Source organism: Cupriavidus sp. IDO, from assembly GCF_000812465.1.
Classification (GTDB): domain Bacteria; phylum Pseudomonadota; class Gammaproteobacteria; order Burkholderiales; family Burkholderiaceae; genus Cupriavidus.
In genome coordinates this window covers 19918-45754 of the sequence record NZ_JWMA01000071.1, presented here as the reverse complement: position 1 = coordinate 45754, position 25837 = coordinate 19918, and the positions used below count along the sequence as shown (strand labels likewise).

Below are 25837 nucleotides of genomic sequence, written 5' to 3'. Positions count from 1 at the left end.
GCAGACCCCGAAGCCGAGGACGGTTTGTTGAGCGCACCACGGGTGATCCGGACAACGGGCTGCGCAAGCTATCTCCGACTGCGAGCAGATCGGCTGTGCAGGTCGGCATCCTTGCCTGATTGACCTGCGCTTCGACGAGTGCTGCTTCGCTTTTATCAAGCCCTCGAACTTGCGTGCAAGGGACAAGCGCCAAAGCCCGCCGGTTGGCTGAGATCAGCGGAGGCCCCAAGTGTCAATGTATCGAGCCCTGTCTGGAGACTCTCGCCTCAGCCTCGATCTGCTGGCGCAGCGTTGCGAAACGCTCCTGGACGTTATCCCCGAATAGCGGATCGGAGCTAGCCGGAACAGTGGCCGCGACGGCTGCCCAGTCTTCTTGAGTCAGCAGTTGTGCTGCGCGCGGTATTACGTGTCTTTCCTCAGCGGAGAGATGGTTTCGATAGTACACAAGGTACATGGCTGCGGCTGCTTCTAGAGCCGCGCGCGAAGTTATCACATCTCGTTCGGCTTCATTCAGGCGGTTTAGGAGTTCTTCGCCCACCGTGGCAATCACACGATGCTCTTGCAAAAGCCGGCTAACCACGATGTTCATGCCGGGATCTCGCTCAACGAGCCGCGCATATGCACCATCCTCGCGAGGATGGTGAACGCGATCGCCAAAGTTCCGCAGGTAATAGAGGATCGTACCCATCAAATTGTAATTTGGCCGCTCGCCCCGATGAAAAGCAATCACCTGCTCTTCCAGAATGTCGAGAAGTCCAGCGAAATTGATGTGGTCGGCATGCCATACAGCAAGTGGGTTGGCCATGGCGGCGCTCCAAGGAAACGGCTCAAGTACAAATCGGGTTTGAAGCCATCTTGACTACAGATGCCTTGATTGAAACAGTAGTCTCCAATCTCCAAACAGGGCTGATGTAGATCAAAAGATTGGTCTCTGACCCACTTTACGAACTGTGCCAAGACGCGATCGCGTCTAGAGCGGCGCCGATGCTGCGAACGCTTCCGCCGGCGATCCCAGCGCCGAGCGCGCCGGCGCACCCAATATGGGTCACGGCGATTTCTGGATTTAGGGCTATCATGGTGCAACACTAGGCGCGGTTGCGCGACGCCCAAGCCTCTCACGCAGTTCGCGCTGCGTATCCGATGTCATGCCGGCGCGGGTCCCGGTCAGAACCAGTTGTGCGCAGTCAAGTCGGAACCACCACTGGCTATCGTCGATGGCCGGCCCGCGGGATCCCTTGGGCCGCCGGTTCATCATCCAAGTGACGCATTCGTGTTCCCGGTCAACGTTCGCCAGATCGCGCGGCGGGTCCGCGGTCCGCGGCTGGAACGGGGTCGTGCCGACCACGCTGGCACGGGCGCGGAACCGCAGGCCTTGATGAAATCGTAAGTTCGCAAGCCGCCGAAGGCGAAGGTGGTCCCGATGCGCTGTAGAAGCTGTGGGTTCGAGAATCCGGCAAGCGCCAAGTTCTGCAGCGAATGCGGCGCGCCATTGAGAGGGGCAGGTCGCGGTAACGCGTCAGCGGCCGGCGCCCCCATAGACTACACCCCTCCCCATCTGGCTGAGCGCATCCGGGCCGCCCAGGCCGCGATGGACGCGCGGGGCGCGACCGAGGGCGAGCGCAAGACCATCACGGCGCTGTTCGCCGATATGGCGGGCTCAACCGCGCTGATCCAGAATCTCGACCCCGAAGACGCGCGCTGCCTGATCGACCCGGTGCTGGCGCTGATGATGGAGGCCGTGCACCACTACGAAGGCTATGTGGCCAGGTCGATGGGCGACGGCATACTGGCGTTGTTCGGCGCGCCGATCGCGCACGAGGACCATGCGCAGCGCGCCCTGCTGGCAGCGCTGCGCATGCAGGAGGACATGCGCCGCTACGCCGACCGCGTGCGCCAAGCCCAGGGTATCGCACTGCAGATCCGCGTGGGCGTCAATTCGGGCGAGGTCGTGGTGCGCGCGATCCGCACCGAGGACTTGCATACCGACTACGATCCGGTAGGCAACTCTATCCACATCGCATCGCGCATGGAGGGCATCGCAGTGCCCGGCTCGATCATTGCGAGCGAAGACACGCACAAGCTGGCCGAGGGCTATTTCGCATTCAAGGCGCTCGGCGCGACGCCGATAAAGGGGCTCAGCGAGCCGCTGCCTATCTTCGAAGTACTGGGCCTGGGCCCGCTGCGCACCCGGCTGCAGATGTCGGCCAGCCGCGGGCTGGCGCGCTTTGTCGGCCGGGCCCGCGAGCTCGAGCAGCTGCGCGAGGCGCGGGCGCAGGCGCATGCCGGGCACGGACAGATCGTCGGCGTGGTTGGCCAGCCGGGGGTCGGCAAGTCGCGGCTGTTCCACGAGTTCAAGCTGCTCGCGCCGCGAGATTGCCTCGTGCTGGAGACCTTCTCGGTCTCGCACGGCAAGGCCTATCCTTACCTGCCGCTGATCGAGCTGCTGAGGAACTACTGCCAGATCACGGGGCAGGACGATGAGCGCCGGCGGCGCGAGAAGCTCACCGGCAAGCTACTGACCCTGGACCGCGCGCTGGACGACAGCCTGCCCTATCTGTTGCACCTGCTGGGGGGCACCGAGCCGAGCTCGGCGCTGGCGCAGATGAACCCTCAGATCCGCCGGCAGCGCACTTTCGAGGCCATCAAGGGGCTCTTAGTGCGCGAGAGCCTGGCCCAACCCCTGGAGCTGATCGTCGAGGACCTGCAGTGGCTCGACAGCGAGACCGAGGCCTTCCTCGGCTTTCTCGGCGAGAACGTGGCCAACGCCCGCATCCTGCTGCTGGTCAACTACCGGCCCGAATACCGGCACGACTGGAGCCGCAAGGGCTACTACACCCAGCTGCGGCTCGATCCCCTGGGCGGCGCCGAAGCCCGGGAACTGCTGCGAGATCTGCTGGGCGAGGGCGCCGGGGTCGCGCCGCTCGAACGCCTGATCCTAGAGCAGACCGAAGGCAACCCCTTCTTCATCGAGGAAGTGGTGCAGACGCTGATCGAGAAGCAGGTGCTGCGCGGCGAGCGCGGGCATTACCGGCTCGAGCAGATCCCGACCGCCCTGCACATCCCGACCACCGTGCAGGGGGTGCTCGCCGCCCGCATCGACCGCCTGGAGCCGGCCGAGAAGGCGCTGCTGCAGACCCTGGCGGTGATCGGCAAGGCATTTGCCTGGAGCCTGCTTGCGCGCGTCGTCGAGCAGCCCGAAGACGCGCTCAAGAGCCTGCTGAGCCGGCTGCAGGCCGGGGAGTTCATCTACGAGCAGCAGGCGTTTCCGGAGGTGGAGTTCAGCTTCAAGCATGGGCTGACCCAGGAGGTCAGCTACGGCTCGCTGCTGATCAAGCGGCGCCGTGCGCTGCACGAGCGCACGGGCCAAGCAATCGAGGCCCTGCACAATGACCAGCTCGAAGAGCACTGCAGCGAGCTGGCCCATCATTTCAGCTGCAGCGGCAACGCGGCCAAGGCGGTGGAATACCTGCATTGCGCCGGGCGCCAGGCAGTGCAGCGCTCCGCCGATGCCGAAGCGGTCGCCCACCTCACCAGGGCCCTGGCCTTGCTCGAGACCCAGCCCGACACGCCCGAGCGCGCGCGGCAGGAGCTCGCGCTGCAGATCACCCTCGGCCCGGCCTGGATGGCCGCCAAGGGGCACGGTGCCCCGGAAGTGGAGGCGACCTACACCCGTGCGTTAATGCTGTGTCGACAGCTCGGGGATACGACCCAGCTCTTCCCCTCCGTGCTAGGGCTGCGCCTGTTTTATATAGTCCGTGGCGAGCTGCGGACCGCACGCGAGCTGGGGGAGCAACTCCTTGCGCTGGCCGAGAAGGCGCAAGACCCTGCGTTGCTCGTAGAAGCCCATCGGGCGTTGGGGGCCAGCTTATTGAGTCTCGGCGAGCTGGAGCCTGCCCGCGCGCAGTTGGAGCAGGCTCTGGCCCTCTATGACCCTCGGCAGCGCCACTCGCCTGACTTTTTCCTGGAGCCCGGCGTGCTCGGGCTGGCCTTCGTCGCCTTGGACCTGTGGCTTCTCGGCTATCCGGATCAAGCTCTGGCGCGCACCCAGGAAATGCTCGCCCTGGCCCAGAGCCGGTCTCAGCCTCTTGCTTCGGCCGCTGCCTTGCAATTCGCCGCCGAGCTTCATCTGCACCGCCGCGAGGCGCAGCCGACCCGCGAGATGGCGGAGGCACTTCTCGCGCTCGCGAATGAGCAGGGCTTCCCGTTCTGGTTGACTTGGGGAACCATCCTCTCGGGCTGGGCGCTAGCCGCGCAGGGACGCGCAGCAGAGGGCATCGAAAGGATGCTGCAGGGTTTGAGCGGTTACCGGGGCACTGGGGCGGAGCTTTGGCTACCTCATTTCCTGGCGCTGCTGGCCGAGGCCTATGCGAGAGCGGGGCAGGCGGAGGCAGGGCTCAAGACGCTGGCTGAGGCGCTGCGCCTGGTGGAGCGGACGCAGGAGCACCTGTACGAAGCGGAGCTGTACCGGCTCAAGGGGGAACTGACGCTGCTGCATGTCCGCGAGGGGGAGGAGGCCAGCCGCCGGGACGAGGCCGAGGCCTGCTTCCTGCAGGCGATCGCAATCGCCCGCCGCCAGGGCGCCCGGTCGATGGAGTTGCGCGGGGTGATGGCTTTGAGCCGGCTGTGGCGGCGGCAGGGCAGGTCGGCCGAGGCGCGCGAGATGCTGAGCGAGGTCTACAAGGGGTTCACTGAGGGATTCGACACACTGGACCTGCAGGAAGCCAAGGCGATGCTCGCCGAGTTCGACTGAAGCGTACACCACGGCATGGCTATGCTCGGGTGCACTCGGCAGACCCTCAGCACCAGGCTGTGGACGGGACATGGTGCGCGTGGGCGAGGAAGTCAGCGAGAACCCGGATATCGTGCCGGCGGAGTTCTTCGTGCACCACCACACTTCAACGCGGCCCGCATCTTGGAGACACTCGGGAACGGGATGCGGGCGATTCGGCATTTCAATGAGTATCGAAACCTGCAGCGCGAGTTGATGTGTCGCCGCTAATCCAAGGGGGATAGGCAGGAGGGCTCTTAGCGGCTGCGCCATCCAAGCAAGAGGGCCTGCACTGTGCAGGCCCTCTTGCTTCCCGCCTGGGACTTGGTACCGGCGAGAACGCCGCGCCGATCCCAGCGCATCGTTTGGTCAGAACTTATGCCGCATGCCGACCGTGGCCTCGAACACGGAATCGCGTCCGCTGACGGGCAGGGTGAATCCCGGTGTGCCCGCCAGTGTTCGCCATGCTCCTGTGAATTTTGTATAGTCGACGCCTACGTAGACATCGGTGCGCTTGCTCAAACTGTAGTCCAGCAGCGGGCCACCGGTGATGCGCGTGCCATTCTGCCCACCGTGCTTGAGAAAATCCACGTAGACGGGCAGTTTCAGTTCAAGCGCGGGCGACAGTGCGTAGCTCACCGCCGCTGAGAACGAGTCGTTCCGGTAGCCCGCCGGGTAGACGTTGCTATAGATGTAGGACCCGTATAGCTTGGCCGCGCCGATCTTGTAGGTCGCGCCTACGGTGAACACCTTCTGGGTGCTGTCCGGGATCAGGATGCCGAAGTACGTGCTGCCATAGGCTGTTGTAGCTGGCGTAAGCCCACCGATATTGTTGACGATCTGGAACGCCGCGCCGACGCTCAACGGACCGCTGTCGTAGGAGGCGGCCACCGCGGGAGAGGAAAACCGCTTGGCGTCACCGGCGACTTCGCCGAAGGTGTAAGCGCCCTTGAAACTAAAGCCACCGAAGGTGGGAGACGTATAGCGTACGGTGTTGTCCAGACGACCGCCGCCGGTAAGTCCTGCGCCCTGAAAGCCGAGCGTGCCGACATAGTTTGACAGGGAGTACACGTCATGGAGGAACGCCATCTCGTGGACCAGCGTGTATTGACGGCCCAGCGTGATGTCGCCGTAGGTTGGCGAGGAGAGGCCGACGAGCGCGGTTCGGCCGAACAGGCGCGCATTGCCGGACGGTGTCGATTGCTGGGTTGCTCCGGTGCCGGGGGTGAATCCGGACTCGAGCTGGAAGAGTGCCTTATTGCCGCCGCCCAGGTCTTCAGTGCCGATCATGCCCCATCGGCTGCCCGACAGCGGACCGCCATTGCCCATACCGATCTTGCTGTCGCCGGCAGCGTTCTGATGCGTGTTGTAGCGTATGCCGACGTCGATGACGCCGTATAGCGACACGCTGCTTTGCGAGTGCACCGCGCCGGAAATGGTCCCGAGAACAGCAACCGTCATAAGCGATTTCTTCATTTTCCCTCCCTTTCAGTGGGCTACATGCCATTGTTGTGATGCTCGGTTGCCGGACGCACGAATCCCCTTTCAGCCGCCTTGCGCGCAAGGGCGGTTGAATGACGGAGTGTCTGGCCAATTGGGTCGGAAGCCTGCCGGTCGCAGTGCGTGCTCGAGGCTGTCGGCGTTCGCGCTACTTCAGCGCAGCGACGGTGTTAGCGAGGCGAGCGCTGCTTCCTTGATAATTCCTGCGGTGGTGACGGCTGACATGAGAAACAGGGCGACTTGCCTCGTTTCCCTCTGGCGGCGCAGCTCGTCAGTTCGAAGCGCGCGACACAGTGCCGATAGAAGCATTCGTCAGAATGACGATTCCAGCGAAGGCGAAGGTGGCTCGAGTCGTAGAAGAGGTCACAACGTTCTCCTTCTGGAAATATCAAATAGTGGTTAAGGCTGAATTAAACGCCGTGCTAACTCTGCCGACAAAGACGACTTGTCTATGGGGAAATAGTGTCAGCTTATGCTTGGTCGAAGCCCGCTCCTCGGTCCGTCGCGCGATCTCAGCGTAGGAGAAACGAACCCCGACATGCGCCGACATAGCCGCGCAACTAGACTGTAGAGCGGGGTATTCTGTGGCAGGTCGATACACTCACCACTCAGAAGCTGTGAAGGCCTGGGCAAAGTCGCCGGGCCGTTTCCGCAGTGGCCGCCGGGGCAGGGCGAGTCGTCCTTACTCCACGGCTTTGCCCATGTCCTCGACTACCTTCTTGGCGTCGCCGAAAACCATCATGGTTTTATCCAGATAGAACAGTTCGTTATCCAGGCCTGCGTAGCCAGCGGCCATTGATCGCTTGTTCACGATAATGGTCTTCGCCTTGTAGGCTTCCAGAATGGGCATGCCATAAATCGAGCTGCCCTTCTGCTGCGCTGCGGGGTTCACCACGTCGTTGGCGCCCAGGATGATCGCCACATCGGCTTGGCCAAATTCGCTGTTGATGTCCTCCATCTCGAATACCTGATCGTAAGGCACCTCGGCTTCAGCCAGCAGCACATTCATGTGGCCCGGCATACGCCCTGCAACGGGGTGGATGGCGTACTTCACGGTGATACCTTTGTGCGTGAGCTTCTCGGCCAGTTCCTTGACCGCATGCTGGGCGCGGGCTACAGCCAGTCCATAGCCAGGCACGATCACCACAGTCTCGGCATTGCCCAGGATAAAGGCCGCATCGTCGGCGCTGCCACTCTTGACGCTACGCTGCTGGATGGCGCCTGCTTGTGCGCTGCCTGTTTCACCGCCGAAGCCGCCCAGGATCACGTTGAAGAAGGAGCGATTCATCGCCTTGCACATGATGTAGCTCAGGATCGCGCCGGAACTGCCCACTAGCGAACCGGCGACAATCAGCATGCTGTTGTTCAGGCTGAAGCCGATGCCTGCGGCCGCCCAGCCAGAATAGCTGTTGAGCATTGATACCACTACCGGCATGTCGGCGCCGCCGATGGGAATAATGATCAGCACGCCCATGAGGAAGGCCAGTGCCAGCATTGCGATGAACGCCGGCCAGCTCTCGGAGGCAATGAATGCGACCCCCAGGCCGATGGTGGTCAGGCCCAGCAGCAGGTTCAGCATGTGCTGCCCAGCGAACTGCACCGGGGCGCCCTGGAACAGGCGGAACTTGTACTTGCCGGAAAGCTTGCCGAAGGCGATGACCGACCCGGAGAAGGTGATCGCGCCAATCGCAGCCCCAAGAAAGAGTTCCAGCCGGTTGCCGGTGGGAATCGCTTGACCTTTGGGCGAGATGCCGAAGGCGTACGGTTCCGCAACGGCCGCCACCGCGATGAACACAGCCGCGAGGCCGATCATGCTATGCATGAAGGCCACCAGCTCTGGCATCCTGGTCATCTCTACGCGCTGCGCCATGAAGGCGCCGGCGCCGCCCCCGATCACCAGTCCAAGCAGAACATAGCCGAGGCCTAGCGGACTCCCCCCGGCAAGCTTGAGGATCAATGTGCCAGTCGTAAGCACGGCAATGGCCATCCCGGTCATGCCGAAGCGGTTTCCGCGAATCGAAGTGGTGGGATGGCTCAAGCCCTTCAAGGCTTGAATAAAGAAGACGCTGGCCACCAGGTAAAGCAGGGTAACCACGTTCAGACTGATGAAATCCAAGTTCACTTGGCCCCCTCTCTATAAGCCGCAGGCTTCTTGTCCTTCTTTTTGAACATCTCCAGCATCCGGCGCGTTACCAGGAAGCCACCGAAGACATTGACGGCGGCTAAGGCGACGGCAAGTACCCCCACGACCTTGCCCAGCGTCGTCTCGGTGAGTGCTGCTGCCAGCATGGCGCCGACAATCACGATGGCCGAAATGGCGTTGGTCACAGCCATCAGCGGTGTGTGCAAGGCCGGCGTAACGTTCCATACCACGTGGTAGCCAACATAGACGGCCAACACGAACGTGGTGAGATTGATGATGGTGTGCGAGACCGCTTCCATAATGTTGCTCCTCAGGTTCTCAGTACCGTTCCGCCCTTGGTGACCAGGCAGGCGGCGACGATGTCGTCGCTTTCATCGATCGTGAGCACCCCGTCTTTGGGAAGAATCAGTTTCAGGAAGTCGAGCACGTTGCGGGCGTACAAGGCTGAGGCATCGGCAGCTACGAGTGCGGGCAGGTTCGTCTCGCCTACAATGGTCACGCCATGTTTGGCCACCGTCTTGCCCGCTTCGGTGAGTGGGCAGTTTCCGCTCACTCCATCCGTACCTTTGCCGGCGGCAATGTCTACAATCAGCGAGCCCTGTTTCATCCCTTGCACCATCTCCTCGGTGATCAGTATCGGCGCGGCTCGCCCTGGGATGAGCGCAGTGGAGATCACCACGTCGGCCTGGGTCACCCGTTTGGCGACCTCTACCCTCTGGCGCTCGAGCCATGAAGCTGGCATGGGACGGGCATAGCCGCCTGCGCCTTCGGCGGCCTCCCTCTCCTCGGCTGTCTCGTAGGGTACTTCGATGAACTTGGCACCCAGCGACTCAACCTGTTCCTTGACCGAGGGCCGGACATCCGACGCTTCGACCACCGCGCCAAGGCGCTTGGCTGTGGCGATGGCCTGCAGGCCGGCCACGCCGACGCCAAGAACCACCACCCGGGCTGCCTTCACAGTGCCGGCAGCCGTCATCAGCATCGGAAAGAAGCGCTGGTAGCGATCGGCAGCCATCATGACCGCCTTGTATCCGGCGATGTTGGCCTGCGACGAGAGCACGTCCATGCTCTGTGCCCGGGTGGTGCGCGGGGCGGCTTCCAGCGCGAAGCCGGTGAGGCCAGCCCCCGCCAGGCGAGCAAGGTTGTCCCTGTTGAAGGGATCGAGCATGCCCACCAGTACGGCGCTTGGCCTCATCAGGGACAGGTCTTCCGGCGCGGGGGAGCGAACGGTGAGCACCAGGTCGGAGCCGAATGCACCGGCCGCGTCGGTGATTTCACAGCCAACGGACTCGTAGGCCTGATCGGGGATCGACGACCTGCAGCCCGCGCCAGTCTGCACACGCAGCACGTGGCCATGAGCCTTCAGTTTCTTTGCTGTCTCCGGCGTAAGGGCGACACGGGTCTCGCCCTCCGCGGTTTGCAGCGGAATGCCTATTAACATCCAGGTCTCCAGGAAAGCTACTCAGAATCGGCGCCGCTGCCGGCGCGTCTGGTGTGATGTCATTGGAAGTCCAGCAGGACTTTCATTGCCTGCGTGCGGTCGGCCGCCAACGCGAACGCATGACCCGCATCCCGGTAAGGCACGGTGGCGGAGATCAGTGGCTTCACGTCGACCAGTCTCTTGTTCAGCAGTTCGACGGCCATCGCAAACTCTTCATGGAATCGGAAGGCGCCTCGCAGCTCCAATTCCTTTGCGACGATGGCATTGATGGGCAAAGTCATCTCGCCGCCCAAGCCCACTTGCACGATGATGCCTCGGGGACGCATGGCGTCGATGGCTCCACGTAACGCCCGTTCATTGCCACTGGCCTCGAACAGTACGTCGATTTGACCCTTGTCGACCGTGTATGGCTTGAGTGCCTCGGGCTGTTCGGCGACGTTGAGCGTCACATCCGCGCCCACCGCGAGGGCGGCCCGCAGGGGGTAGGCACCCATGTCCGTGACGATGATCTCTGCCGCGCCAGCACGCCTTGCCGCCACCACGATCAATGCTCCAATGGGGCCGCAGCCGGTCACAAGCACGCGCTTGCCCAGCAACGGACCGGCGCGGCGAACGGCGTGCAGTGCCACCGACAGGGGCTCGGCCATTGCACCTTCCTGGTCGCTCAGCGAATCGGCAAGGCGATGGGCCTGGGATTCCTCGATGACGATCTCGCGGCGGAATGCACCTTGTACATGCGGTGTGCGCATGGCACTGCCGTAGTAGCGCATATCCAGGCAATGATTCTGCAGGCCTTGTTGGCAATATTGGCACAGGCCGCAGGGGCGGCTTGGGCTGATCGCGACGCGATCACCCTTGGCGTGGCTGCGCACATTTTGCCCGACCTCCTCAATGCGGCCAGCTACCTCATGGCCGAGCACCATCGGCTCACTAACACGCACGGTACCAAAGCCACCGTGGTTGTAATAGTGCAGGTCAGAGCCGCAGATGCCGCCAAAGCGGACATGTACGCGCATCTGGTGCGGCTGCACGTCGGGGGTGTCAACGTCTTCGATGCGCAGATCGTTGGCGCCGTGGATGACAAGAGCGTCCATGGAGAATTCCAGTGAGTTACAGAGTGGCGGTCACGCCGCCATCGACGTAGAGAATATGGCCGTTGACAAAATCGGAGGCATTGCTCGCCAGGAATACGGCCGCGCCAATGAGGTCTACAACATCGCCCCACCGGCGCGACGGCGTGCGCCCAACGAGCCAGGCGGTAAACTCCGCGTTATCCACCAAGGCCTGCGTCAGCTCGGTCTTAAAGTAGCCAGGGCCCAAACCGTTGACCTGGATCCCGTGAGGACCCCAGTCAATCGCCATGCCTTTTGTTAGCATTTTCACAGCGCCCTTGCTGGCGGTGTAGGGCGCGATCCCGGGGCGCCCCAGTTCGCTCTGCACTGAGCAGATGTTGATGATCTTGCCGCGCCCGCGCGGGATCATATGGCGAGCCACAGCCTGTCCGACGAGAAAAACGCTGTCGACGTTGGTCTTCATCAACTCGTGCCATTGGGCTTCTTCAAACTGCTCCAACGGTGCGCGGCGCTGCATGCCAGCATTGTTGACGAGGATGTCGATGGGTCCCACATCGGCTTCTACCGACGCGATGCCCTCAGCCACTGCTGTGCTTTGCGTGACGTCGAATGAGGCGGTGCGGACGTCGGCACCCTGCGCTCGCAGGCTTTCGGCTGCCTGTTCCAGCTTGTCTTTCCGGCGAGCATTGAGTACTACCTGTGCGCCGGCGCGAGCCAGGCCCCCGGCCAGCGCCAGGCCAATGCCGCTGCTTGCGCCAGTAACCAGGGCAGTGCGACCGCTCAGGTCAAACATCTTGAGATCTGGGTTCATCATTTGTCGTGCCTTGAGGGTTCTTCGGCGATCCAGTTCAGGACCAGGCTGACCTGTACATCGACCGGCTGGTCGGCCGAAATCTGAAGCGTGCCAGGTTCGCCTGCCGGCGCTTCCAGAATGGCGAACTGGCTCACCACCGAACTCGGCTGAAACATATGCCCTTTGCGAGCGGACACCCGCGCAATTGCTTCCGAGAGGGTGATGTCGACGTGCACGATGCGAAGGTGCGGCACCGCTTCTCGCAGCCGTTCGCGGTAGCTGCGCTTAAGGGCGGAGCAGGTGAGGATGGCATTGCCGGGCGCTGCGGCCAGCAAGACTGCCAGCTTGTCCAGCCAGGGTTCACGGTCTGCATCCTGCAAGGCTGTGCCTTGGCGCATCTTCGCCTTGTTGTGCTCGGAATGGTGGTCGTCGCCTTCGATCCATTCAGCGTCCATTGCCTTGGCCAATAGCGCAGCGAGCGTGGACTTGCCACAGCCTGCGACCCCCATCACCAGTAGCTTATTGATAGGCATGGTGACCTCTACTGCTGCAGAACCTGCGGGTTCACTGGTGTCGGCGGCTGTCCGGCCCGAGGCCCGCAGCCGAGGGCAGCGATCAGGTTGTCCGCGGTCAGTGCAGCCATGGCCCGTCGCGTGCTGACCGAGGCGCTGCCAATGTGCGGGGTCAGCACGACATTGGGCACGGCCAGCAGGCCGGGATGAATCTGCGGCTCTCCCTCGAAAACATCGAGCCCCGCCGCTGCGATAGTGCCCCGACACAGTGCCTGTGCCAGGGCTTCGTCGTCGACGATACCGCCGCGGGCGATATTCGTCAGCGTTGCGGTAGGCTTCATCTGAGCAAGTTCGGCTGCGCCGATCGCGTGGTGTGCCGCGGGGGAGTAGGGAAGCACCAGGATGAGATGGTCGGCTTCCTTCAGCAGGGTGGCCTTGTCTACGTAGCGGGCATGTACGCTGGCCTCCGTCTCGGGAGCAAGCGGCGAGCGGTTGTGATAGATCACTTGCATCCCAAAGCCCAACGCAGCGCGCCTGGCGATGGCCTGGCCAATCCGCCCCATGCCGAGAATGCCCAGAGTGGCCCCGTGAACGTCGTTGCCGACCATCTGGTCGTAGATTCCCGTCTTGTTCCATTCGCCCCGCCGCACGAGGCGCTCGGACTCGGTGATGCGCCGGGCGGTGGCGAGCATCAGCGCAAAGCCAAAGTCCGCAGTGGTTTCCGTGAGCACATCGGGCGTATTGGTCACCAGCACGCCGCGCGCCGTGCAGGCGGCCACGTCGACATTGTTATAGCCTACGCCCACATTGCAGACCGCCTTGAGTTCAGGGCAGGCGTCAAGCAGCGCCGAGTCGATGCGCTCGCTCCCCGTGCTCATCACACCTTCTTTGCCTTGTAGCCGATCAATCAATTCGGCCGGGCTCCAGACCGTGTCCCCCGGGTTGTCGGTGACGTCGAAATGTTCGCGCAGCCGGTCAGCGATGTCCGGAAAGGTCGCTCGGGTGACGAGGACGGAAGGACGCATGCGGGTCTCCTTGCTCTATGGTTGTTCGGGCGGGAAAGAAGGCAGCGGTCAGTTGTTGCACCGGGCTTCCAACGCATCGATGAAGGATCGGTCCCAGCGGCCTTCCTTCATAGCGCGTATGGTTTCGGCTTCGGCGGCGAGTACGGCGCGCGCTTTTTCAATCAGCAGTGGCACATCCTCGGGCGGTATGGCAAGCAGGCCATCCTGATCGCCCACCAGTACGTCCCCGGGGCGGACAACCATGCCGCCGACCGATACCGGCACGTTGATCTCGCCTGGGCCGTCCTTGTAAGGGCCGCGATGGGTGACACCGCGCGCGTAGACCGGGAACTCGCGCTTTCGCAGTTCGGCGACGTCCCGTACCGCGCCATCGACCACCAATCCAACTACGCCGATGCTGGCCGCATAGTGGGAGAGGATGCCGCCGACGACGGCGTTCTGCAGGTCGCCACCGGCATCGATCACCAGCACGTCGCCAGGCCGGCAGAACTCAAGCGCCCGCAGGTAGGTGAGATTGTCGCCACCGCGCGATCGCGCGGTCACCGCAGTGCCGACCATCGTGGTCGCTACCGGTCTGTGGAAGGGCTGAAGGCCGACTGTGCCGGTGTTGCGATGCATACTGTCGCTGAGCGCAGCGACCGGCAGTTCGCGCAAGGCGGAGACCAGGGCGGCGTCAGCCTGAGGGGCGGAGGGGTTCTTGCGGATGGCTTTATAAGTGCTCATAGCATTCTCTTTTATGTCAGGACAGGGCCAGGACTGCGCGCTCTATGCGGCGACAGCCTTCTTCAAGCGTCTCCAGCGAGGTCGCGATTGACAGGCGGAAGTAAGGCGAAAGGCCATAAGCTGTCCCGGCGACGAGTGCCACCCCTTCGCGCTCGAGCAGGTACATGACGACGTCGGCATCCGCATCCAGCCGCTTGCCTTCCGGTGTGGTCTTGCCAATCAATCCGCCGCAGTTGACGTAGAGGTAGAACGCCCCGTCGGGCATGCGGCAGCTCAGCCCGGGGATTGCGTTGATGCGGACGAGGGTCTGGTCACGACGCTGTTTATAGACAGCCACACTCTCGGCGACAAAGCGCTGGTCGCCGTTCAGGGCTGCTGCAGCGGCAGCCTGGCTGATTGAGCAGCAGTTTCCAGCCGATTGCGACAAGAACGTGTCGAGCGCCTGGATCAGGTCGCGTGGACCTGCCACCCAGCCCAAGCGCCAGCCCGTCATCGCGTAGGTCTTGGAAACCCCATTGATGGCTAGCGTGCGGTCGCGCAATTCAGGCGCTGCATTCAACAGGTGGGGCGTGGGAACCGAGTTAAAGCGAATATGCTCGTAGATGTCATCTGTCATCACCAGCACGTCCGGGTGGCGGGCCAGTACTTCGGCCAGTGCGCGATACTCAGCCACGGTGTAGCTTGCGCCCGTCGGGTTGCTCGGCGAATTGAGGATGAGCCAGCGAGTGCGTTCGGTAATGGCAGCTTCCAGTTGGGCTGGGGTAAGCTTGAACTCTTGGCTTTCCGAGCAGGACAGCGTGACCGGGATGCCGTCGCAGGCAAGCACCATATCGGGATAGGAGACCCAGTACGGGGCGGGGATAAGCACCTCGTCTCCCGCTTCCAGGGTGACCGCCAAAGCACTGTAGATCGCGCTTTTGGCGCCGTTGGTGGCGATGATCTCGTTCATCGCGTACTGCAGGTCATTCTCGCGGGCAAGCTTGTCGATGATGGCCTGACGCAATTCCACGGTGCCCGCCATCAGCGTGTAGCGGGTCGAGCCCTGTTCGATCGCCCGCACTGCGGCTTGGCGGATGTATTCCGGTGTGTCGAAGTCAGGTTCACCGACCACCAGGTTCACGATGGACTTGCCCTGACGGCGTAGCTCGTTGGCACGGTCTGCTGCGGAAGTGCTGGGTGAGGGTTTGATGCGCCTGACACGTGCGGCGATACGGGACGTATTCACGAGGGTTCCTTGCTGCGATTAAGGAGGGTAAGCGCAACAGTAGCCGTGGCGGCCGCGGAAGGCCAAGATGACTCCAGTATGTCCAGATAGGAAACACCTATAGGTGCGGGCGTGCTAATGCCCTAATCTCCTGTATTCAGCATCTTGCGATGCAGCAAGATAATGGGCTGCAGATCCCCGGATAGGAGGTAACTTGAACTTCAGGCGATTGAGGTATTTCGTAAAGATTGTCGACATCGGCAGTGTCACGCAGGCAGCCGATTTGCTTCATGTCGCTCAACCCTCCTTGAGCCAGCAAATTGCAACGCTGGAAGGCGAGGTACGGCAGCAGCTGCTGCTGCGCACCAAGCAGGGCGTGGTTCCCACCGAAGCGGGCAAAGTGCTGTACCGGCATGCTCAGGCGATCTTGCGCCAGGTTGATCAGGCAAAGGTGGAGATGAAGACGGCGGGCCAAGGCCTCTCGGGGGCAGTCTCGGTAGGTCTGGCGCCCGGAACCGCTGCAGCAGCGCTGGCTTTGCCGTTGTTGCGCACAGTCCGGGCCCGCCACCCCGGGATCCTGCTTTACCTGAATGAGAGTTACGGCAGCACGCTGTCGGAACTGATCATGAACGGACGCATGGACATGGCGGTGCTTTACGGCGGCAAGACGCCCGTCCATGGGCTCTCGTTCCTGCCGCTTCTGAATGAGCCGCTCTATGTGGTCGGCCCCGAATGTATGCCGGCACCCCCGGGCGAGGTGCCTCTGCCGATGCTCGCGGAGATGGATCTGTACCTGGCGCGACCGTACAACGTGGTGCGCAGGCTGGTCGATGAAGCATTCCATGCGATTGGCATGGAGCCGCACGTGTTGGCTGAAATCGAGTCGGCCAGCACGCTGAAGGCGATCGTCGCGGACGGGTTGGGGGCGACGATCCTGCCATCCTCGATGGCGCGGGAGGTGGCGATGTCCTGTGACGCCTGGCAATGCCGCATCATCGATCCGGTCATCGACGCGCCACTGGCGTTGTGCCAGTCGGGCCACCAGCCATTGTCCGAGCCAGCCCAGGCAATCAAGGAGATTCTGCTGGAATTGGTGGCCGGGCTGGGGGGTAACCTGCTTCCCTGCGACCGGGCGGAGAACCGGGAGGCGTCATAAGACGCTCCTATCGGGGCACAGACAAACCGTCTTGGTACTGAAGGGCAGAGGCCGATACTGTGTTCACCTACAGCTATGAAGTGAACGCACATGGACCTCACGCACATCAAACAGCTCATCGACGTCATGGCGTCCTCGGACATGGCCGAGATGAGCTTCAGTCAGCACGGATGGACGTTGCGCCTTACGCGGCATATTTCCGGGGGAGCTAGCGGTGATCCCGCTCCCCCATCGACCCTTCCCCGTACGCAGCCCCGGACACTGGGCCAGTCCTCCCCGCCATCCGAGCCTGTTGCACCCGTACCTCCCAAATCAGAACGGCGTGAATTGCTGGCGCCACTTTTCGGCATCGTGCACCTGCGGCCAGCGCCCGACGAGCCGGCGTTCGTGCAACCGGGCCAGACCGTGGAGGCCGGCCAGACCGTGTGCGTCATCGAAGCGATGAAGGTTTTCAACGCCGTGGTCGCCGAACGTGATGGCGCGGTCGAGTCCGTGCTGGTGGAGTCCGGCAAGGAAGTGGAGGCTGGCCAACCCTTGATTCGATTCGCCTGAGCGCCGAGGTTCGTCATGTTTGACACTGTCTTGATTGCAAATCGCGGAGAGATTGCCTTGCGTATCCAGCGCGCCTGTCGCGGGCTGGGCTTGCGCACGGTGGCCGTGTATTCGGAGGCTGATCGTGAAGCCGTCTACGTGCGTCAGGCCGACCAGGCCCTGTGCATCGGCCCAGCGTCGCCCACCCATAGTTACCTTAACCAGGCAGCGCTGCTGGCAGCGGCGCGCGTCAGTGGCGCCCAGGCCATCCACCCCGGCTATGGATTCCTGTCCGAGAACGCCGGGTTCGTCGAACGTGTGACTGACGCGGGTCTCACCTTCATCGGCCCCAGCGCAGCCTGTATCCGCACGATGGGTGACAAGGTAAGTGCCAAACGCGCAATGCGCGAAGCTGGTGTGCCCTGCGTACCGGGTCCCGATACGTCCCTTCCCGATGATCCGGCCGAGGTGCTGGCGATCGCGCGCGATATTGGTTACCCCGTCATTGTCAAGGCAGCCGGTGGTGGCGGTGGACGTGGCATGCGGGTCGTGCATCAAGAGACGGGACTGCTGGATGCGCTGGCGCTCACGCGCGAAGAGGCGCGCCGTGCCTTCGGCAATCCGGAGGTCTATATCGAGAAGTTCCTGACCCACCCGCGCCACGTCGAAATCCAGGTGCTAGCCGATCGCCACAACCAGGCGCTGTGGCTTGGCAGCAGAGACTGCTCGCTGCAGCGCCGTCACCAGAAAGTCCTGGAAGAGGCGCCGGCGCCTGGCATCGATCCTTCGCTGATCGCAGCAGTGGGTGAGCGTTGCGCCGCGGCCTGCCGGCAAATTGGCTACTGCGGCGTCGGTACCTTCGAGTTTCTCTACGAGAACGGGGCATTCTATTTCATCGAGATGAATACGCGACTGCAGGTCGAGCACCCGGTCACGGAAATGACGACCGGCATCGACATCGTCCAACAGCAGATCCGCGTGGCACGCGGCGAGCGCCTCACACTGCCACAGGCCCAAGTGGCCTGCCGGGGGCATGCGCTGGAGTGCCGCATCAATGCGGAGCACCCGGACAGCTTCGCTCCCGCGCCCGGGAGAATCATTGACTGGCAGTTGCCTGGCGGCTATGGGGTACGCGTTGACAGTCATGCCGGTCCTGGCTATCGCGTGCCGGCGCACTACGACTCGATGATTGCAAAGCTCATCGTGCATGGCGCCACCCGCGAGGATGCGCTGGCCCGCATGCGCCTGGCGCTGGACGAGATGCAGGTAGGAGGCATCGCCACCAACCTGCCAATGCACCGAGAAATCGTTCGGGACGAGGATTTCGAGAAGGGTGGGGTCGACATCCACCACCTGGAACGTTGGCTGCAGGCGCGCGCCGCGCGGCCTGCCGGGACGCACTGAAGGATTTTGTGTATGACCATCGAGACGGGAACCATCAGCCTCCTGGGTACCACAGCATTGCTGTTCGAGGCGCCAGGTGAGCTGAGCCTGGCCACCCAGCAACGCCTGTGGGCGCTGGCGCTGGAGGCCGAAGCATGGCCCGAGGTACGCGAAGCCGTGCCCGGCATGAATAACCTGATGTTGATCTTCACGCGCCCGCCGTCAAGGCTGGCGGAAATCGAAACCCGTCTGCGCGAGGCCTGGCTTGCCGTCACGCCCCTGTCCCGCGACGGGCGCCTGATCGAGCTGCCAGTGATCTATGGCGGCGCACCGGGGCCGCATATGGCCGACGTGGTGAACCACACGGGTTTGTCCGTGGACGAAATCGTCGAGCGCCACAGCGCGCCGCTCTATCACGTCTTTGCGCTTGGCAGCCATCCTGGCTACTGCTACCTCGGCGGCATGGATCCCCGCATTGCCACGCCGCGACGCAAGGTGCCTGTCTTGAATATTCCCGGCGGCGCGGTGTCCATCGGGGGGGCGCAAACAGGCGTTTCGGCCTCCGATGGGCCTAGTGGCTGGAACACAATAGGCAGCTCCGAAATGTGTTTCTTTGACCCTCAGAAGAACCCGCCCGCGTTGCTGCAGCCGGGGGATGTACTGCGCTTTCGCGTCGAGAAGGTGATTCGATGATCGAGATCCTCTCCGCCAGCGCGCTGGCCACCGTTCAGGATCTGGGCCGTCTGGGTGCGCTCCGTTGGGGGGTTGGCACTTCGGGGGCAATGGATCCGCTTGCGCTGGCCGCCGGCAACCTCCTGTTGGGCAATGACGAGGGCGCGGCAGGCATCGAAGTGCCGGTCTTCCCATTCCTGGTGCGCTTCACACACGATTGCCGTTTCGCGCTGACCGGGGCGGATTGTGCCGCGCAGCTCGACGATCAGCCCCTGCTGCCGTGGTGGGTGCATAAGGCCAGAGCCGGACAGACCCTGCGTCTGGGCGTGCCGCAGCTTGGTCCCATCCCCGCCTGCCGGGCCTATCTTTGTTTGGCTGGCGGTGTAGACGTGCCAGTAGCTCTAGGATCACGCAGCACCCAATTGCGTGGTGCTTTTGGCGGCCTCGACGGGCGTGCACTGAAGCGTGGCGACGTGCTGCAGGCAGTATCGCCAGGGCTTGGCAAGGAGGCCGGCAGCGCCGGCATCGGTCTGGTGCCGCCTGCCTTCTGCTTGCCGCTGCTGGTGGACGGCGTTTCGGCGATGCGCGTGCTGCCTGCCGCCGAGTATGGACTCTACACCGAAGCAGCGCAGCGCAGCTTCTGGTCCGAGCCCTGGAAAATTACTGCGCAGAGCGACCGCTACGGGTATCGGCTCGCCGGCCCGTCGTTGGCGGCGCGCCAACCAATCGAAATGCGCTCACATGGCATTGTGCCCGGCGTCATCCAGGTACCGCCTGGCGGGCAGCCCATCGTGCAGATGCGCGACGCCCAGCCCTCGGGCGGTTACCCCAAGCTGGGCACGGTGATCGAAGCGGACCTGTGGCGGCTGGGGCAGGCGCCGATCGGCAGCCACGTGCGCTTTATCGAAACCACGTGGGATGAGGCCGTCGCGGCCTTGGGCGAAGTCGAGGGGTGGCTAGCTGATGTGCGGCGCCTCGTAGCCTTGCATAGCGCAACAGGGGGGCGCTGAGATGGAGACCGAACACATTCGCCAACTCTGCGCATGGCTCGCGGCAACCGATATTGCCGAGCTCGATCTCCGAGGCCCGGGCGTCCATCTTTGCCTGCGGCGCGAAGGTGCAACCGTGCATGAGAGCGTCGCGTTGCCGACGCCGGAAGCGGTTGGCAGTCCCGCGTCGTCAGAAATTGTCCGTGCCGGCTCCGTAGGGGTGTTCCGTCATCGTCACCCCCAGCGCAGCGCCCCGCTTGCTGCCGTGGGCTCTGCGGTGCGCGAGTCGCAGGCGCTGGGCCTGTTGCAGATTGGGCCGCTGCTACTGCCGGTAACGGCCCCGCGCGAGGCGGTGGTGCTGGATATACCGGCGCCTGACGGCGCGGTGGTGGGCTGGGGCACGTCGCTCGTGGAACTAGAGGCGCTTCCTGACTAGGGGGGGACATGGAAATTGATCTCAATGCCGATCTCGGCGAGGGCTATGGCCCGTGGCGCATGGGCGACGACGAGACACTGCTGTCGCTGATTTCTTCGGCCAACGTCGCGTGTGGTTTCCACGCCGGTGACCCGCTCATCATGGACCGTACAGTGCGCCTGGCGCTCCAGCGTGGCGTCGATGTGGGCGCCCATGTAGGCTTCCCTGACCGGCAGGGTTTCGGGCGGCGACTTATGCAGATCGATTTGCCTGAACTTGCAGCGATGGTCACGTACCAGCTTGGGGCGTTGGCAGGCATTGCCCGCGCGCTGGGCCATCGGATGACGCACATGAGTTTCCATGGCGCGCTCGGCAACAAGGCAGCGGCCGATCCAGCGTGGGCCGAACCGCTCCTGGAGGCGGTGGCGGCTTTCGATCCACAGCTCATCGTCAGCACTTCGAGCAGCCAGGCGATCGAAGGTGCTGCCGCCCGACTCGGGTTGCCGGTGGCAGTCAGCTTCCTTGCAGACCGCGCTTACGATGACCAGGGCTTGCTGGTAAGCCGGCAACTTCCCGGTTCGGTGATTCACGACCAGGAACAGGTTCTCGCCCGTGTGAGGCGCCTGCTCATCGAAGGCACGGTCATGACACACACTGGTGGCACGTTGCCGATGCGACCGCGCTCAATCCTCGTCCATGGGGACACGCCGGGGGCAGTGGCGCTCACACGGCGATTGCGCGAAGAAGTCGAGTCTCGCGGCGGCCGCATCGTGCCGATCTCACAGCAACTCGCGCACCTTCCCGGCGCAACATAATTCAAACAAGATTAATAATCGGGGCGAATCCGCATCGGGATCGTACCCTGTTGTGACATAGCCACGACGCAGTGCCGACCCGGCCGTCAGCGACAGATTGATCGTTCGGTCATTAACCCTTCACCATTTTGGCTCGCCCCGATCACCGCCGCACGGCAATGGTGCACTATTTCGTGGGGTACAGCCGGTCACAATGTCTTTTTTGCACCATTTGGCGCCAGCATTATTCGGACCGCGTATTAGGGTTACCCCGACATAAGAGTGCCCTATCTCGCCAAAGTCATTCCATCTTGGCGCTAACGGCCCGCGATCGATAAATTGACATCAAGCCATCGTTCAGGATTCATATGCCCTTCTCAGACTACAAAACTGCCTTGGTCACTGGCGCTTCTTCCGGCATTGGTGCCGCCGTCGTCGAGCGACTGTGTCGCGAAGGGCTACAGGTGCATGCGGTAGCACGCAGCGCCGACTCGCTCGCCGCGCTGGCCCAGCGAACGGGCTGCATCCCGCATGCGATTGACGTGACAGACTTGGCCGGCATTACAGAGCTAACGAAGGAAGTGACCTTCGACGTCCTGGTCAACAACGCTGGCGTGGATCGCCCTGGCTCGCTGCTCAACGCCGATGCCGACGGCATTGATTTACTGGTAGACGTGAATTTGCGCGCGGTCTTGCACCTGTGCCGCTTGGTGCTCCCGGGCATGGTAGCGCGCGATCGCGGCCACGTTGTCAACATCAGCTCGATTGCCGGTGCATATAACTTCGGCGGCAATTCCACGTATCACGCCACCAAGGCTGCGGTGAGCATGCTGTCCCGGCAATTGCGCATCGATGCCTATGGCAAGCGCGTGCGTGTCACCGAGATCTGCCCGGGGCGCGTCGCTACCGACATCTTCGCCCATGTGCATGGCGACAGCGCCGAAACCTATGAGCGCTTCGTCAAGGGCTTTGAGCTGCCGCAGGCCGCCGATATCGCCGATGCAATCGCCTTTGCAATTGCCGCGCCGGTCGCCGTCAACATCGGGCACATGGAGATCACGCCGACGCTGCAGGTGCCCGGTGGCCTCTCTACGATGCGCCCCGAGCCATTGCAAGACTAAGCGGGGCCGAACTATGCATGGCTTCGATCTGATGGCGATCCTGCTGAACCCCGAGTTCAGCCGTATGCTGGTTGAGGGCGTAAAGATGACGCTGTTGATCGCAGGCGGCTCTTGGGCGCTGGCGATGGCGCTGGCCTTCCTGTTGCTGACGCTGCGACTGATCCCTAACCGCCTGGCGGAGCGCTTTGTTGCGGGCTATGTCTCGTACCACTGCAACGTGCCGACGCTGGTCCAACTGATGCTCTGGTACTTCGGCATCTCCAGCCTGCTGCCTGACCCGATGCAGGCGTGGGCAGGGAAGCATCACGCCGAGGTCTTGTTTTCCATTGTCGCACTAGGCTTGTGCCAGGCAGCCTACTTTAGCGAGGACCTGCGCTCTGGCCTTCGCGCGATCCCCCCGGGGCAGGAGGAGGCGGCACGGGCGCTCGGCAACAGCTTCCTTGGTGCCATGCGCTATGTGCTGATGCCGCAGGCTGTGCGCAATGCGCTGCCTGCACTCATCAACCACAGCGTTTCGCTCTTCAAGAACAGTAGCCTGGCGATGGCCATTGGCGTGTCGGAGATGACCCATGCGGTCAAGGAGATCGAGAACACCAGTTTCCGGGCTTTCGAATCCTACCTTCTTGCGACGGCAATGTATCTCGCCTTCTCGCTTCTTATCATGGCCGCCGGTGCTTGGTTGGCCCGCCGCTTTCGCGTCGTAGCCGCGAGGTGAACCATGACGACACTGATCGACATCCTGCGCGAAAACTGGTTGCTGCTGCTGATTGGCCAGTACCCCAATGGACCATTGGGCGGAATTGCTTGCACGCTGATTCTGTCGGTACTCGGCATTCTGCTCGCGTTTCCGTTGAGCGTGCTGCTGGCGCTGGCGCGACTGTCGCCCTGGCGCTTGCTGCGTGCGCCGGCCACGGCGCTTGTGTATGTGGTGCGGGGGGTGCCTCTGCTAATGATCATCCTGTGGGTGTACTTCCTCGTGCCATTGCTGATCGGGCGCAATGTTTCAGGCTTCACCACCATGCTCTGCACGCTGGTCATTTACGAGGGCGCTTACCTTTGCGAGGTAGTGCGTGCAGGTATCGAGGCACTGCCGAAAGGCCAGATGGAGGCGGCGCGGGCGCTGGGCCATAGCTACCTTGGGGCCATGCGCCTGGTGATCCTGCCGCAAGCGCTTTACAACATGCTGCCGAGCATGCTGGCGCAGTTCGTCTCGACCATCAAGGAAACAACGCTCGGCTACGTGATCAATGTGCCCGAGCTGACCTTCGCGGCCAATCAGATCAACAATGCGCTGCTGACCAAGCCATTCCACGTTTTCTTCCTGCTTGCGGTGATTTACTTTGTTGTGTGCTGGAGCTTGACGCGCGCTGCACGCGAACTAGAGCGTCGAATCGCGACAAAAAGGGCAGGGAAGGGCAGTACTCGGACATCAATTGCTCCCCAGCCGTTGCCCGTTGAACCATGAATGCTCACCAATTGAGTCATCGACATGATCAAGTTCTCTAATGTCTACAAATGGTACGGCGATTACTGTGCCTTGAATAATATCAATGCTGAGGTCAAGAAGGGGGAGGTCGTCGTGGTCTGTGGGCCTTCTGGTTCCGGCAAGTCAACCCTGATCCGCACGGTCAATCGGTTAGAGGAAATCAAATCCGGCCAGATACTATTCGACGGCAGTGACGTACATGCGCCAATGAGTAGCTATTCGCTCAACAAGGTGCGCAGCCATATTGGCTTTGTGTTTCAGAGCTTCAACCTCTTCCCACATCTTTCGGTACTCGAGAACATCGTGTTGTCGCCTATGCGAGTACGCGGGGTCCGTCGCGGTGAGGCTCGGGACAAGGCGATGCTGCTGCTTGAACGAGTTGGCTTGGCAAATAAGGCCGACGCTTATCCGACCCAGCTTTCTGGTGGTCAGCAGCAGCGCGTGGCCATTGCGAGAGCCCTGGCAATGGAGCCACCGGCCATGCTGTTCGACGAACCAACCAGCGCGCTTGACCCGGAGATGGTCGGTGAGGTGTTGGCCGTGATGCGTAGTCTGGCAAACGATGGCATGACCATGATGTGCGTTACCCACGAAATGAACTTCGCCCGAGAGGTAGCCGACCGCGTGTGGTTCATGGACGCCGGCTCCATCCTTGAGGTAGCCGAGCCGAACACCTTCTTTCGTGACCCGCAGCACCCCCGCGCAAAGCGATTCTTGTCGGACCTACGCTCGCATTAATCCATCCCTGTTCCACAATATTTAGGAGTCTGATATGTCGATCTATTCCATCGCTGTGCGCCTGGCTGTCGTCGCCTGCTTGGGCACAGCTCCTTTTGCCGCGTTTGCGGACCAATGGACGGAGATACAGAAGAATAAGGAGTTGCGTTGTGGCACCTTCGCCGATGTGCCTCCATTCGCTGCGCCGGATCCGAAAACCCGGGAGATGGTGGGCTTTGATGTTGACATGTGCCAAGCGCTGGCAAAGCACTTGGGTGTGGTAGCCAAGATCACTCCGTTGTCGGTCGAGGCGCGCGTACCTGAAGTCAAAATGGGCCGAGTCGACGTGACAGTAGCGAATTTGGCCTACACGCTCGGACGCGCGGAGCAGATTCAGTTCAGCGACCCTTACTACCTCGCTAAGGAGATGCTAGCTGTGAGGGCTAACGATCCGGGCACGAGCAAGGCCGACTACAAGGGAAAGCGCTTGGCGGCAGCCAAAGGATCGACGTCCGAGCTGTCGATCAAGATGAACGGATCCGAGGCGGTGACCTTCCAGGATACGGGCTCCGCCTATATGGCTGTGCAGCAGGGCAAGGCCGTGGGCATCGTGTCCAATACGATGACGGTGACGAAGCTGGTAAAGCAATCGAAGAGTGGTGGCGTCGAACTGAAGATGATCGCCGAGCCGATGACTTACCAGCCGATCGGCGTGGGTATGAAGAAGGGCGAGCCGGTGCTGCTGGCCAAGGTCAACGAGGCGTTGTTGGCCATGGACAGGGCTGGCGAGATCAACCAACTCTGGAACAAGTGGCTGGGCCCAAACACCGAATATAAGATGGTCCGCGAAGACAAGGTCGTCCCGCTGAGCGAACTGAAGTTCACGCCCATCCCTTGAAAGCTCCTTCAATCATCGCTGCAGGGCCGGGATTCGGCGGGTCGTCCACGCGAACCGCTGAGTCTGTCCCCGCCGCCAGGCCGAGATTTCGGCGGTCAGTGAGAAGACTATCTATCGCAAGGCAAAATGGGGTAGACGCCCTTGCTGTCGGCTTGGACTGAGCCGTTCGCAATTGGCCATCGCCGATTCTCCAGCCAGACATCGAGCCACCTTCACCGGAAGGCGACTAGCGGGGGCCGGTTTCGATGTACTGAGGTAGATCCGGGAGTATCGAGGGGAGATGAAGCCCGGCTTCTGGGTTGATTCCAGGTGGTCGCTAGGATGGCAGGTACTGGCGATAGCAGAGGAATAGGGCAGGCGCTTTTTCACCTATTGCTTAATCCCATCTTTGAATAGCCAGCTTTTCGGGCTTCGTCACGGTCGCGACCGTGTCCCACTTTCTTTGGCTTCGATTTGTGCGATGCGCGGCTCGATGGCCTGTAGCGTAAGCGAA

Annotated in this window: 25 protein-coding genes; 14 read left to right on the top strand and 11 right to left on the bottom strand. The window is 62.4% G+C overall.

From position 1 onward, the window contains the following. Nucleotides 1-232: 232 nt before the first annotated feature. Nucleotides 233-805, bottom strand: coding sequence for a hemerythrin domain-containing protein (locus RM96_RS20935; RefSeq protein ID WP_039013377.1), 573 nt, complete (start codon nucleotides 803-805; stop codon nucleotides 233-235). 615 nt (nucleotides 806-1420) lie between these two features. Between RM96_RS20935 and RM96_RS20930 the strand changes: the two genes are divergently transcribed. Further along, nucleotides 1421-4750 carry an adenylate/guanylate cyclase domain-containing protein gene (locus tag RM96_RS20930; RefSeq protein WP_039013376.1) on the top strand — a complete coding sequence of 1110 codons (3330 nt, stop codon included), beginning with the start codon at nucleotides 1421-1423 and terminating at the stop codon, nucleotides 4748-4750. Nucleotides 4751-4820: 70 nt separating this feature from the next. Beyond that, complete coding sequence (locus tag RM96_RS40900) at nucleotides 4821-4985, top strand: hypothetical protein (protein ID WP_443112267.1); 165 nt, start codon at nucleotides 4821-4823, stop codon at nucleotides 4983-4985. Nucleotides 4986-5137: 152 nt separating this feature from the next. On the opposite strand, the gene RM96_RS20925 is transcribed toward RM96_RS40900, so the two are convergent. The 10 genes from RM96_RS20925 to RM96_RS20880 all read right to left on the bottom strand — a co-directional run bounded on the left by RM96_RS20925 (nucleotide 5138) and on the right by RM96_RS20880 (nucleotide 15203). Further along, a complete protein-coding gene (locus RM96_RS20925) occupies nucleotides 5138-6244 on the bottom strand; it encodes a porin (protein ID WP_039013375.1) in 1107 nt (368 codons plus the stop codon). A 706-nt stretch (nucleotides 6245-6950) separates the two neighbouring features. Beyond that, entirely contained in the window at nucleotides 6951-8375 is a 1425-nt protein-coding gene (locus RM96_RS20920) for an NAD(P)(+) transhydrogenase (Re/Si-specific) subunit beta (RefSeq protein ID WP_039013408.1), read from the bottom strand. A gap of 11 nt (nucleotides 8376-8386) precedes the next feature. Beyond that, nucleotides 8387-8710: an NAD(P) transhydrogenase subunit alpha gene (locus RM96_RS20915; protein ID WP_039013374.1), complete on the bottom strand. Its 324-nt coding sequence runs from the start codon at nucleotides 8708-8710 to the stop codon at nucleotides 8387-8389. Between the two features lie 11 nt (nucleotides 8711-8721). Next, complete coding sequence (locus RM96_RS20910) at nucleotides 8722-9852, bottom strand: NAD(P) transhydrogenase subunit alpha (protein WP_039013373.1); 1131 nt, start codon at nucleotides 9850-9852, stop codon at nucleotides 8722-8724. Nucleotides 9853-9911: 59 nt separating this feature from the next. Further along, nucleotides 9912-10946 carry an L-idonate 5-dehydrogenase gene (locus RM96_RS20905; RefSeq protein ID WP_039013372.1) on the bottom strand — a complete coding sequence of 345 codons (1035 nt, stop codon included), beginning with the start codon at nucleotides 10944-10946 and terminating at the stop codon, nucleotides 9912-9914. A gap of 16 nt (nucleotides 10947-10962) precedes the next feature. Next, the gene (locus RM96_RS20900) at nucleotides 10963-11736 is read right to left on the bottom strand and encodes a glucose 1-dehydrogenase (protein WP_052279635.1); all 774 of its coding nucleotides are present in this window, start codon (nucleotides 11734-11736) and stop codon (nucleotides 10963-10965) included. After that, nucleotides 11736-12251, bottom strand: coding sequence for a gluconokinase (locus tag RM96_RS20895; protein ID WP_039013370.1), 516 nt, complete (start codon nucleotides 12249-12251; stop codon nucleotides 11736-11738). Before RM96_RS20895 ends, RM96_RS20900 begins: the two co-directional genes overlap by 1 nt. Nucleotides 12252-12259: 8 nt before the next feature. Further along, the gene (locus tag RM96_RS20890; RefSeq protein WP_039013368.1) at nucleotides 12260-13255 is read right to left on the bottom strand and encodes a 2-hydroxyacid dehydrogenase; all 996 of its coding nucleotides are present in this window, start codon (nucleotides 13253-13255) and stop codon (nucleotides 12260-12262) included. A 48-nt stretch (nucleotides 13256-13303) separates the two neighbouring features. Continuing rightward, the gene (locus tag RM96_RS20885) at nucleotides 13304-13978 is read right to left on the bottom strand and encodes an RraA family protein (protein WP_039013366.1); all 675 of its coding nucleotides are present in this window, start codon (nucleotides 13976-13978) and stop codon (nucleotides 13304-13306) included. 16 nt (nucleotides 13979-13994) lie between these two features. Beyond that, the gene (locus RM96_RS20880; RefSeq protein WP_039013365.1) at nucleotides 13995-15203 is read right to left on the bottom strand and encodes an aspartate transaminase; all 1209 of its coding nucleotides are present in this window, start codon (nucleotides 15201-15203) and stop codon (nucleotides 13995-13997) included. A 193-nt stretch (nucleotides 15204-15396) separates the two neighbouring features. Between RM96_RS20880 and nac the strand changes: the two genes are divergently transcribed. The 12 genes from nac (at nucleotide 15397) to RM96_RS20820 (ending at nucleotide 25344) form a co-directional block, all read left to right on the top strand. Further along, nucleotides 15397-16338 carry a nitrogen assimilation transcriptional regulator NAC gene (gene nac, locus RM96_RS20875; RefSeq protein ID WP_039013364.1) on the top strand — a complete coding sequence of 314 codons (942 nt, stop codon included), beginning with the start codon at nucleotides 15397-15399 and terminating at the stop codon, nucleotides 16336-16338. Between the two features lie 90 nt (nucleotides 16339-16428). Continuing rightward, entirely contained in the window at nucleotides 16429-16890 is a 462-nt protein-coding gene (locus RM96_RS20870; RefSeq protein WP_039013362.1) for an acetyl-CoA carboxylase biotin carboxyl carrier protein, read from the top strand. Nucleotides 16891-16905: 15 nt separating this feature from the next. Further along, nucleotides 16906-18273, top strand: coding sequence for an acetyl-CoA carboxylase biotin carboxylase subunit (gene accC, locus RM96_RS20865; RefSeq protein ID WP_039013360.1), 1368 nt, complete (start codon nucleotides 16906-16908; stop codon nucleotides 18271-18273). 12 nt (nucleotides 18274-18285) lie between these two features. Beyond that, nucleotides 18286-18945 carry a 5-oxoprolinase subunit PxpB gene (gene pxpB / locus RM96_RS20860; RefSeq protein ID WP_039013358.1) on the top strand — a complete coding sequence of 220 codons (660 nt, stop codon included), beginning with the start codon at nucleotides 18286-18288 and terminating at the stop codon, nucleotides 18943-18945. After that, nucleotides 18942-19934, top strand: a complete 993-nt coding sequence (locus RM96_RS20855; RefSeq protein WP_039013357.1) for a biotin-dependent carboxyltransferase family protein — start codon at nucleotides 18942-18944, stop codon at nucleotides 19932-19934. Before pxpB ends, RM96_RS20855 begins: the two co-directional genes overlap by 4 nt. 1 nt (nucleotide 19935) lies before the next feature. Continuing rightward, nucleotides 19936-20349, top strand: a complete 414-nt coding sequence (locus tag RM96_RS20850) for an acetyl-CoA carboxylase biotin carboxyl carrier protein (protein WP_039013355.1) — start codon at nucleotides 19936-19938, stop codon at nucleotides 20347-20349. A gap of 8 nt (nucleotides 20350-20357) precedes the next feature. Then, nucleotides 20358-21143 carry a LamB/YcsF family protein gene (locus tag RM96_RS20845; RefSeq protein ID WP_039013352.1) on the top strand — a complete coding sequence of 262 codons (786 nt, stop codon included), beginning with the start codon at nucleotides 20358-20360 and terminating at the stop codon, nucleotides 21141-21143. Nucleotides 21144-21490: 347 nt separating this feature from the next. After that, nucleotides 21491-22243 carry an SDR family oxidoreductase gene (locus tag RM96_RS20840; protein ID WP_039013351.1) on the top strand — a complete coding sequence of 251 codons (753 nt, stop codon included), beginning with the start codon at nucleotides 21491-21493 and terminating at the stop codon, nucleotides 22241-22243. 13 nt (nucleotides 22244-22256) lie between these two features. Next, nucleotides 22257-22958 carry an amino acid ABC transporter permease gene (locus RM96_RS20835; RefSeq protein WP_039013350.1) on the top strand — a complete coding sequence of 234 codons (702 nt, stop codon included), beginning with the start codon at nucleotides 22257-22259 and terminating at the stop codon, nucleotides 22956-22958. 3 nt (nucleotides 22959-22961) lie between these two features. After that, a complete protein-coding gene (locus RM96_RS20830; protein ID WP_039013347.1) occupies nucleotides 22962-23708 on the top strand; it encodes an amino acid ABC transporter permease in 747 nt (248 codons plus the stop codon). A 24-nt stretch (nucleotides 23709-23732) separates the two neighbouring features. Next, entirely contained in the window at nucleotides 23733-24467 is a 735-nt protein-coding gene (locus tag RM96_RS20825) for an amino acid ABC transporter ATP-binding protein (protein WP_039013345.1), read from the top strand. Between the two features lie 34 nt (nucleotides 24468-24501). Further along, on the top strand, nucleotides 24502-25344 hold the full coding sequence (locus RM96_RS20820; RefSeq protein WP_039013344.1) for an ABC transporter substrate-binding protein: 843 nt from the start codon (nucleotides 24502-24504) through the stop codon (nucleotides 25342-25344). Nucleotides 25345-25837: the final 493 nt, after the last annotated feature.

Excerpts from the sequence above, each read along its gene's own strand:
- RM96_RS20935 (WP_039013377.1), bottom strand. The coding sequence starts at position 805 with ATGGCCAACCCACTTGCTGTATGGCATGCCGACCACATCAATTTCGCT.
- RM96_RS20930 (WP_039013376.1), top strand. The coding sequence starts at position 1,421 with ATGCGCTGTAGAAGCTGTGGGTTCGAGAATCCGGCAAGCGCCAAGTTC.
- RM96_RS40900 (WP_443112267.1), top strand. The coding sequence starts at position 4,821 with ATGGTGCGCGTGGGCGAGGAAGTCAGCGAGAACCCGGATATCGTGCCG.
- RM96_RS20925 (WP_039013375.1), bottom strand. The coding sequence starts at position 6,244 with ATGAAGAAATCGCTTATGACGGTTGCTGTTCTCGGGACCATTTCCGGC.
- RM96_RS20915 (WP_039013374.1), bottom strand. The coding sequence starts at position 8,710 with ATGGAAGCGGTCTCGCACACCATCATCAATCTCACCACGTTCGTGTTG.
- RM96_RS20910 (WP_039013373.1), bottom strand. The coding sequence starts at position 9,852 with ATGTTAATAGGCATTCCGCTGCAAACCGCGGAGGGCGAGACCCGTGTC.
- RM96_RS20905 (WP_039013372.1), bottom strand. The coding sequence starts at position 10,946 with ATGGACGCTCTTGTCATCCACGGCGCCAACGATCTGCGCATCGAAGAC.
- RM96_RS20900 (WP_052279635.1), bottom strand. The coding sequence starts at position 11,736 with ATGAACCCAGATCTCAAGATGTTTGACCTGAGCGGTCGCACTGCCCTG.
- RM96_RS20895 (WP_039013370.1), bottom strand. The coding sequence starts at position 12,251 with ATGCCTATCAATAAGCTACTGGTGATGGGGGTCGCAGGCTGTGGCAAG.
- RM96_RS20890 (WP_039013368.1), bottom strand. The coding sequence starts at position 13,255 with ATGCGTCCTTCCGTCCTCGTCACCCGAGCGACCTTTCCGGACATCGCT.
- RM96_RS20885 (WP_039013366.1), bottom strand. The coding sequence starts at position 13,978 with ATGAGCACTTATAAAGCCATCCGCAAGAACCCCTCCGCCCCTCAGGCT.
- RM96_RS20870 (WP_039013362.1), top strand. The coding sequence starts at position 16,429 with ATGGACCTCACGCACATCAAACAGCTCATCGACGTCATGGCGTCCTCG.
- accC (WP_039013360.1), top strand. The coding sequence starts at position 16,906 with ATGTTTGACACTGTCTTGATTGCAAATCGCGGAGAGATTGCCTTGCGT.
- pxpB (WP_039013358.1), top strand. The coding sequence starts at position 18,286 with ATGACCATCGAGACGGGAACCATCAGCCTCCTGGGTACCACAGCATTG.
- RM96_RS20855 (WP_039013357.1), top strand. The coding sequence starts at position 18,942 with ATGATCGAGATCCTCTCCGCCAGCGCGCTGGCCACCGTTCAGGATCTG.
- RM96_RS20850 (WP_039013355.1), top strand. The coding sequence starts at position 19,936 with ATGGAGACCGAACACATTCGCCAACTCTGCGCATGGCTCGCGGCAACC.
- RM96_RS20845 (WP_039013352.1), top strand. The coding sequence starts at position 20,358 with ATGGAAATTGATCTCAATGCCGATCTCGGCGAGGGCTATGGCCCGTGG.
- RM96_RS20840 (WP_039013351.1), top strand. The coding sequence starts at position 21,491 with ATGCCCTTCTCAGACTACAAAACTGCCTTGGTCACTGGCGCTTCTTCC.
- RM96_RS20835 (WP_039013350.1), top strand. The coding sequence starts at position 22,257 with ATGCATGGCTTCGATCTGATGGCGATCCTGCTGAACCCCGAGTTCAGC.
- RM96_RS20830 (WP_039013347.1), top strand. The coding sequence starts at position 22,962 with ATGACGACACTGATCGACATCCTGCGCGAAAACTGGTTGCTGCTGCTG.
- RM96_RS20825 (WP_039013345.1), top strand. The coding sequence starts at position 23,733 with ATGATCAAGTTCTCTAATGTCTACAAATGGTACGGCGATTACTGTGCC.
- RM96_RS20820 (WP_039013344.1), top strand. The coding sequence starts at position 24,502 with ATGTCGATCTATTCCATCGCTGTGCGCCTGGCTGTCGTCGCCTGCTTG.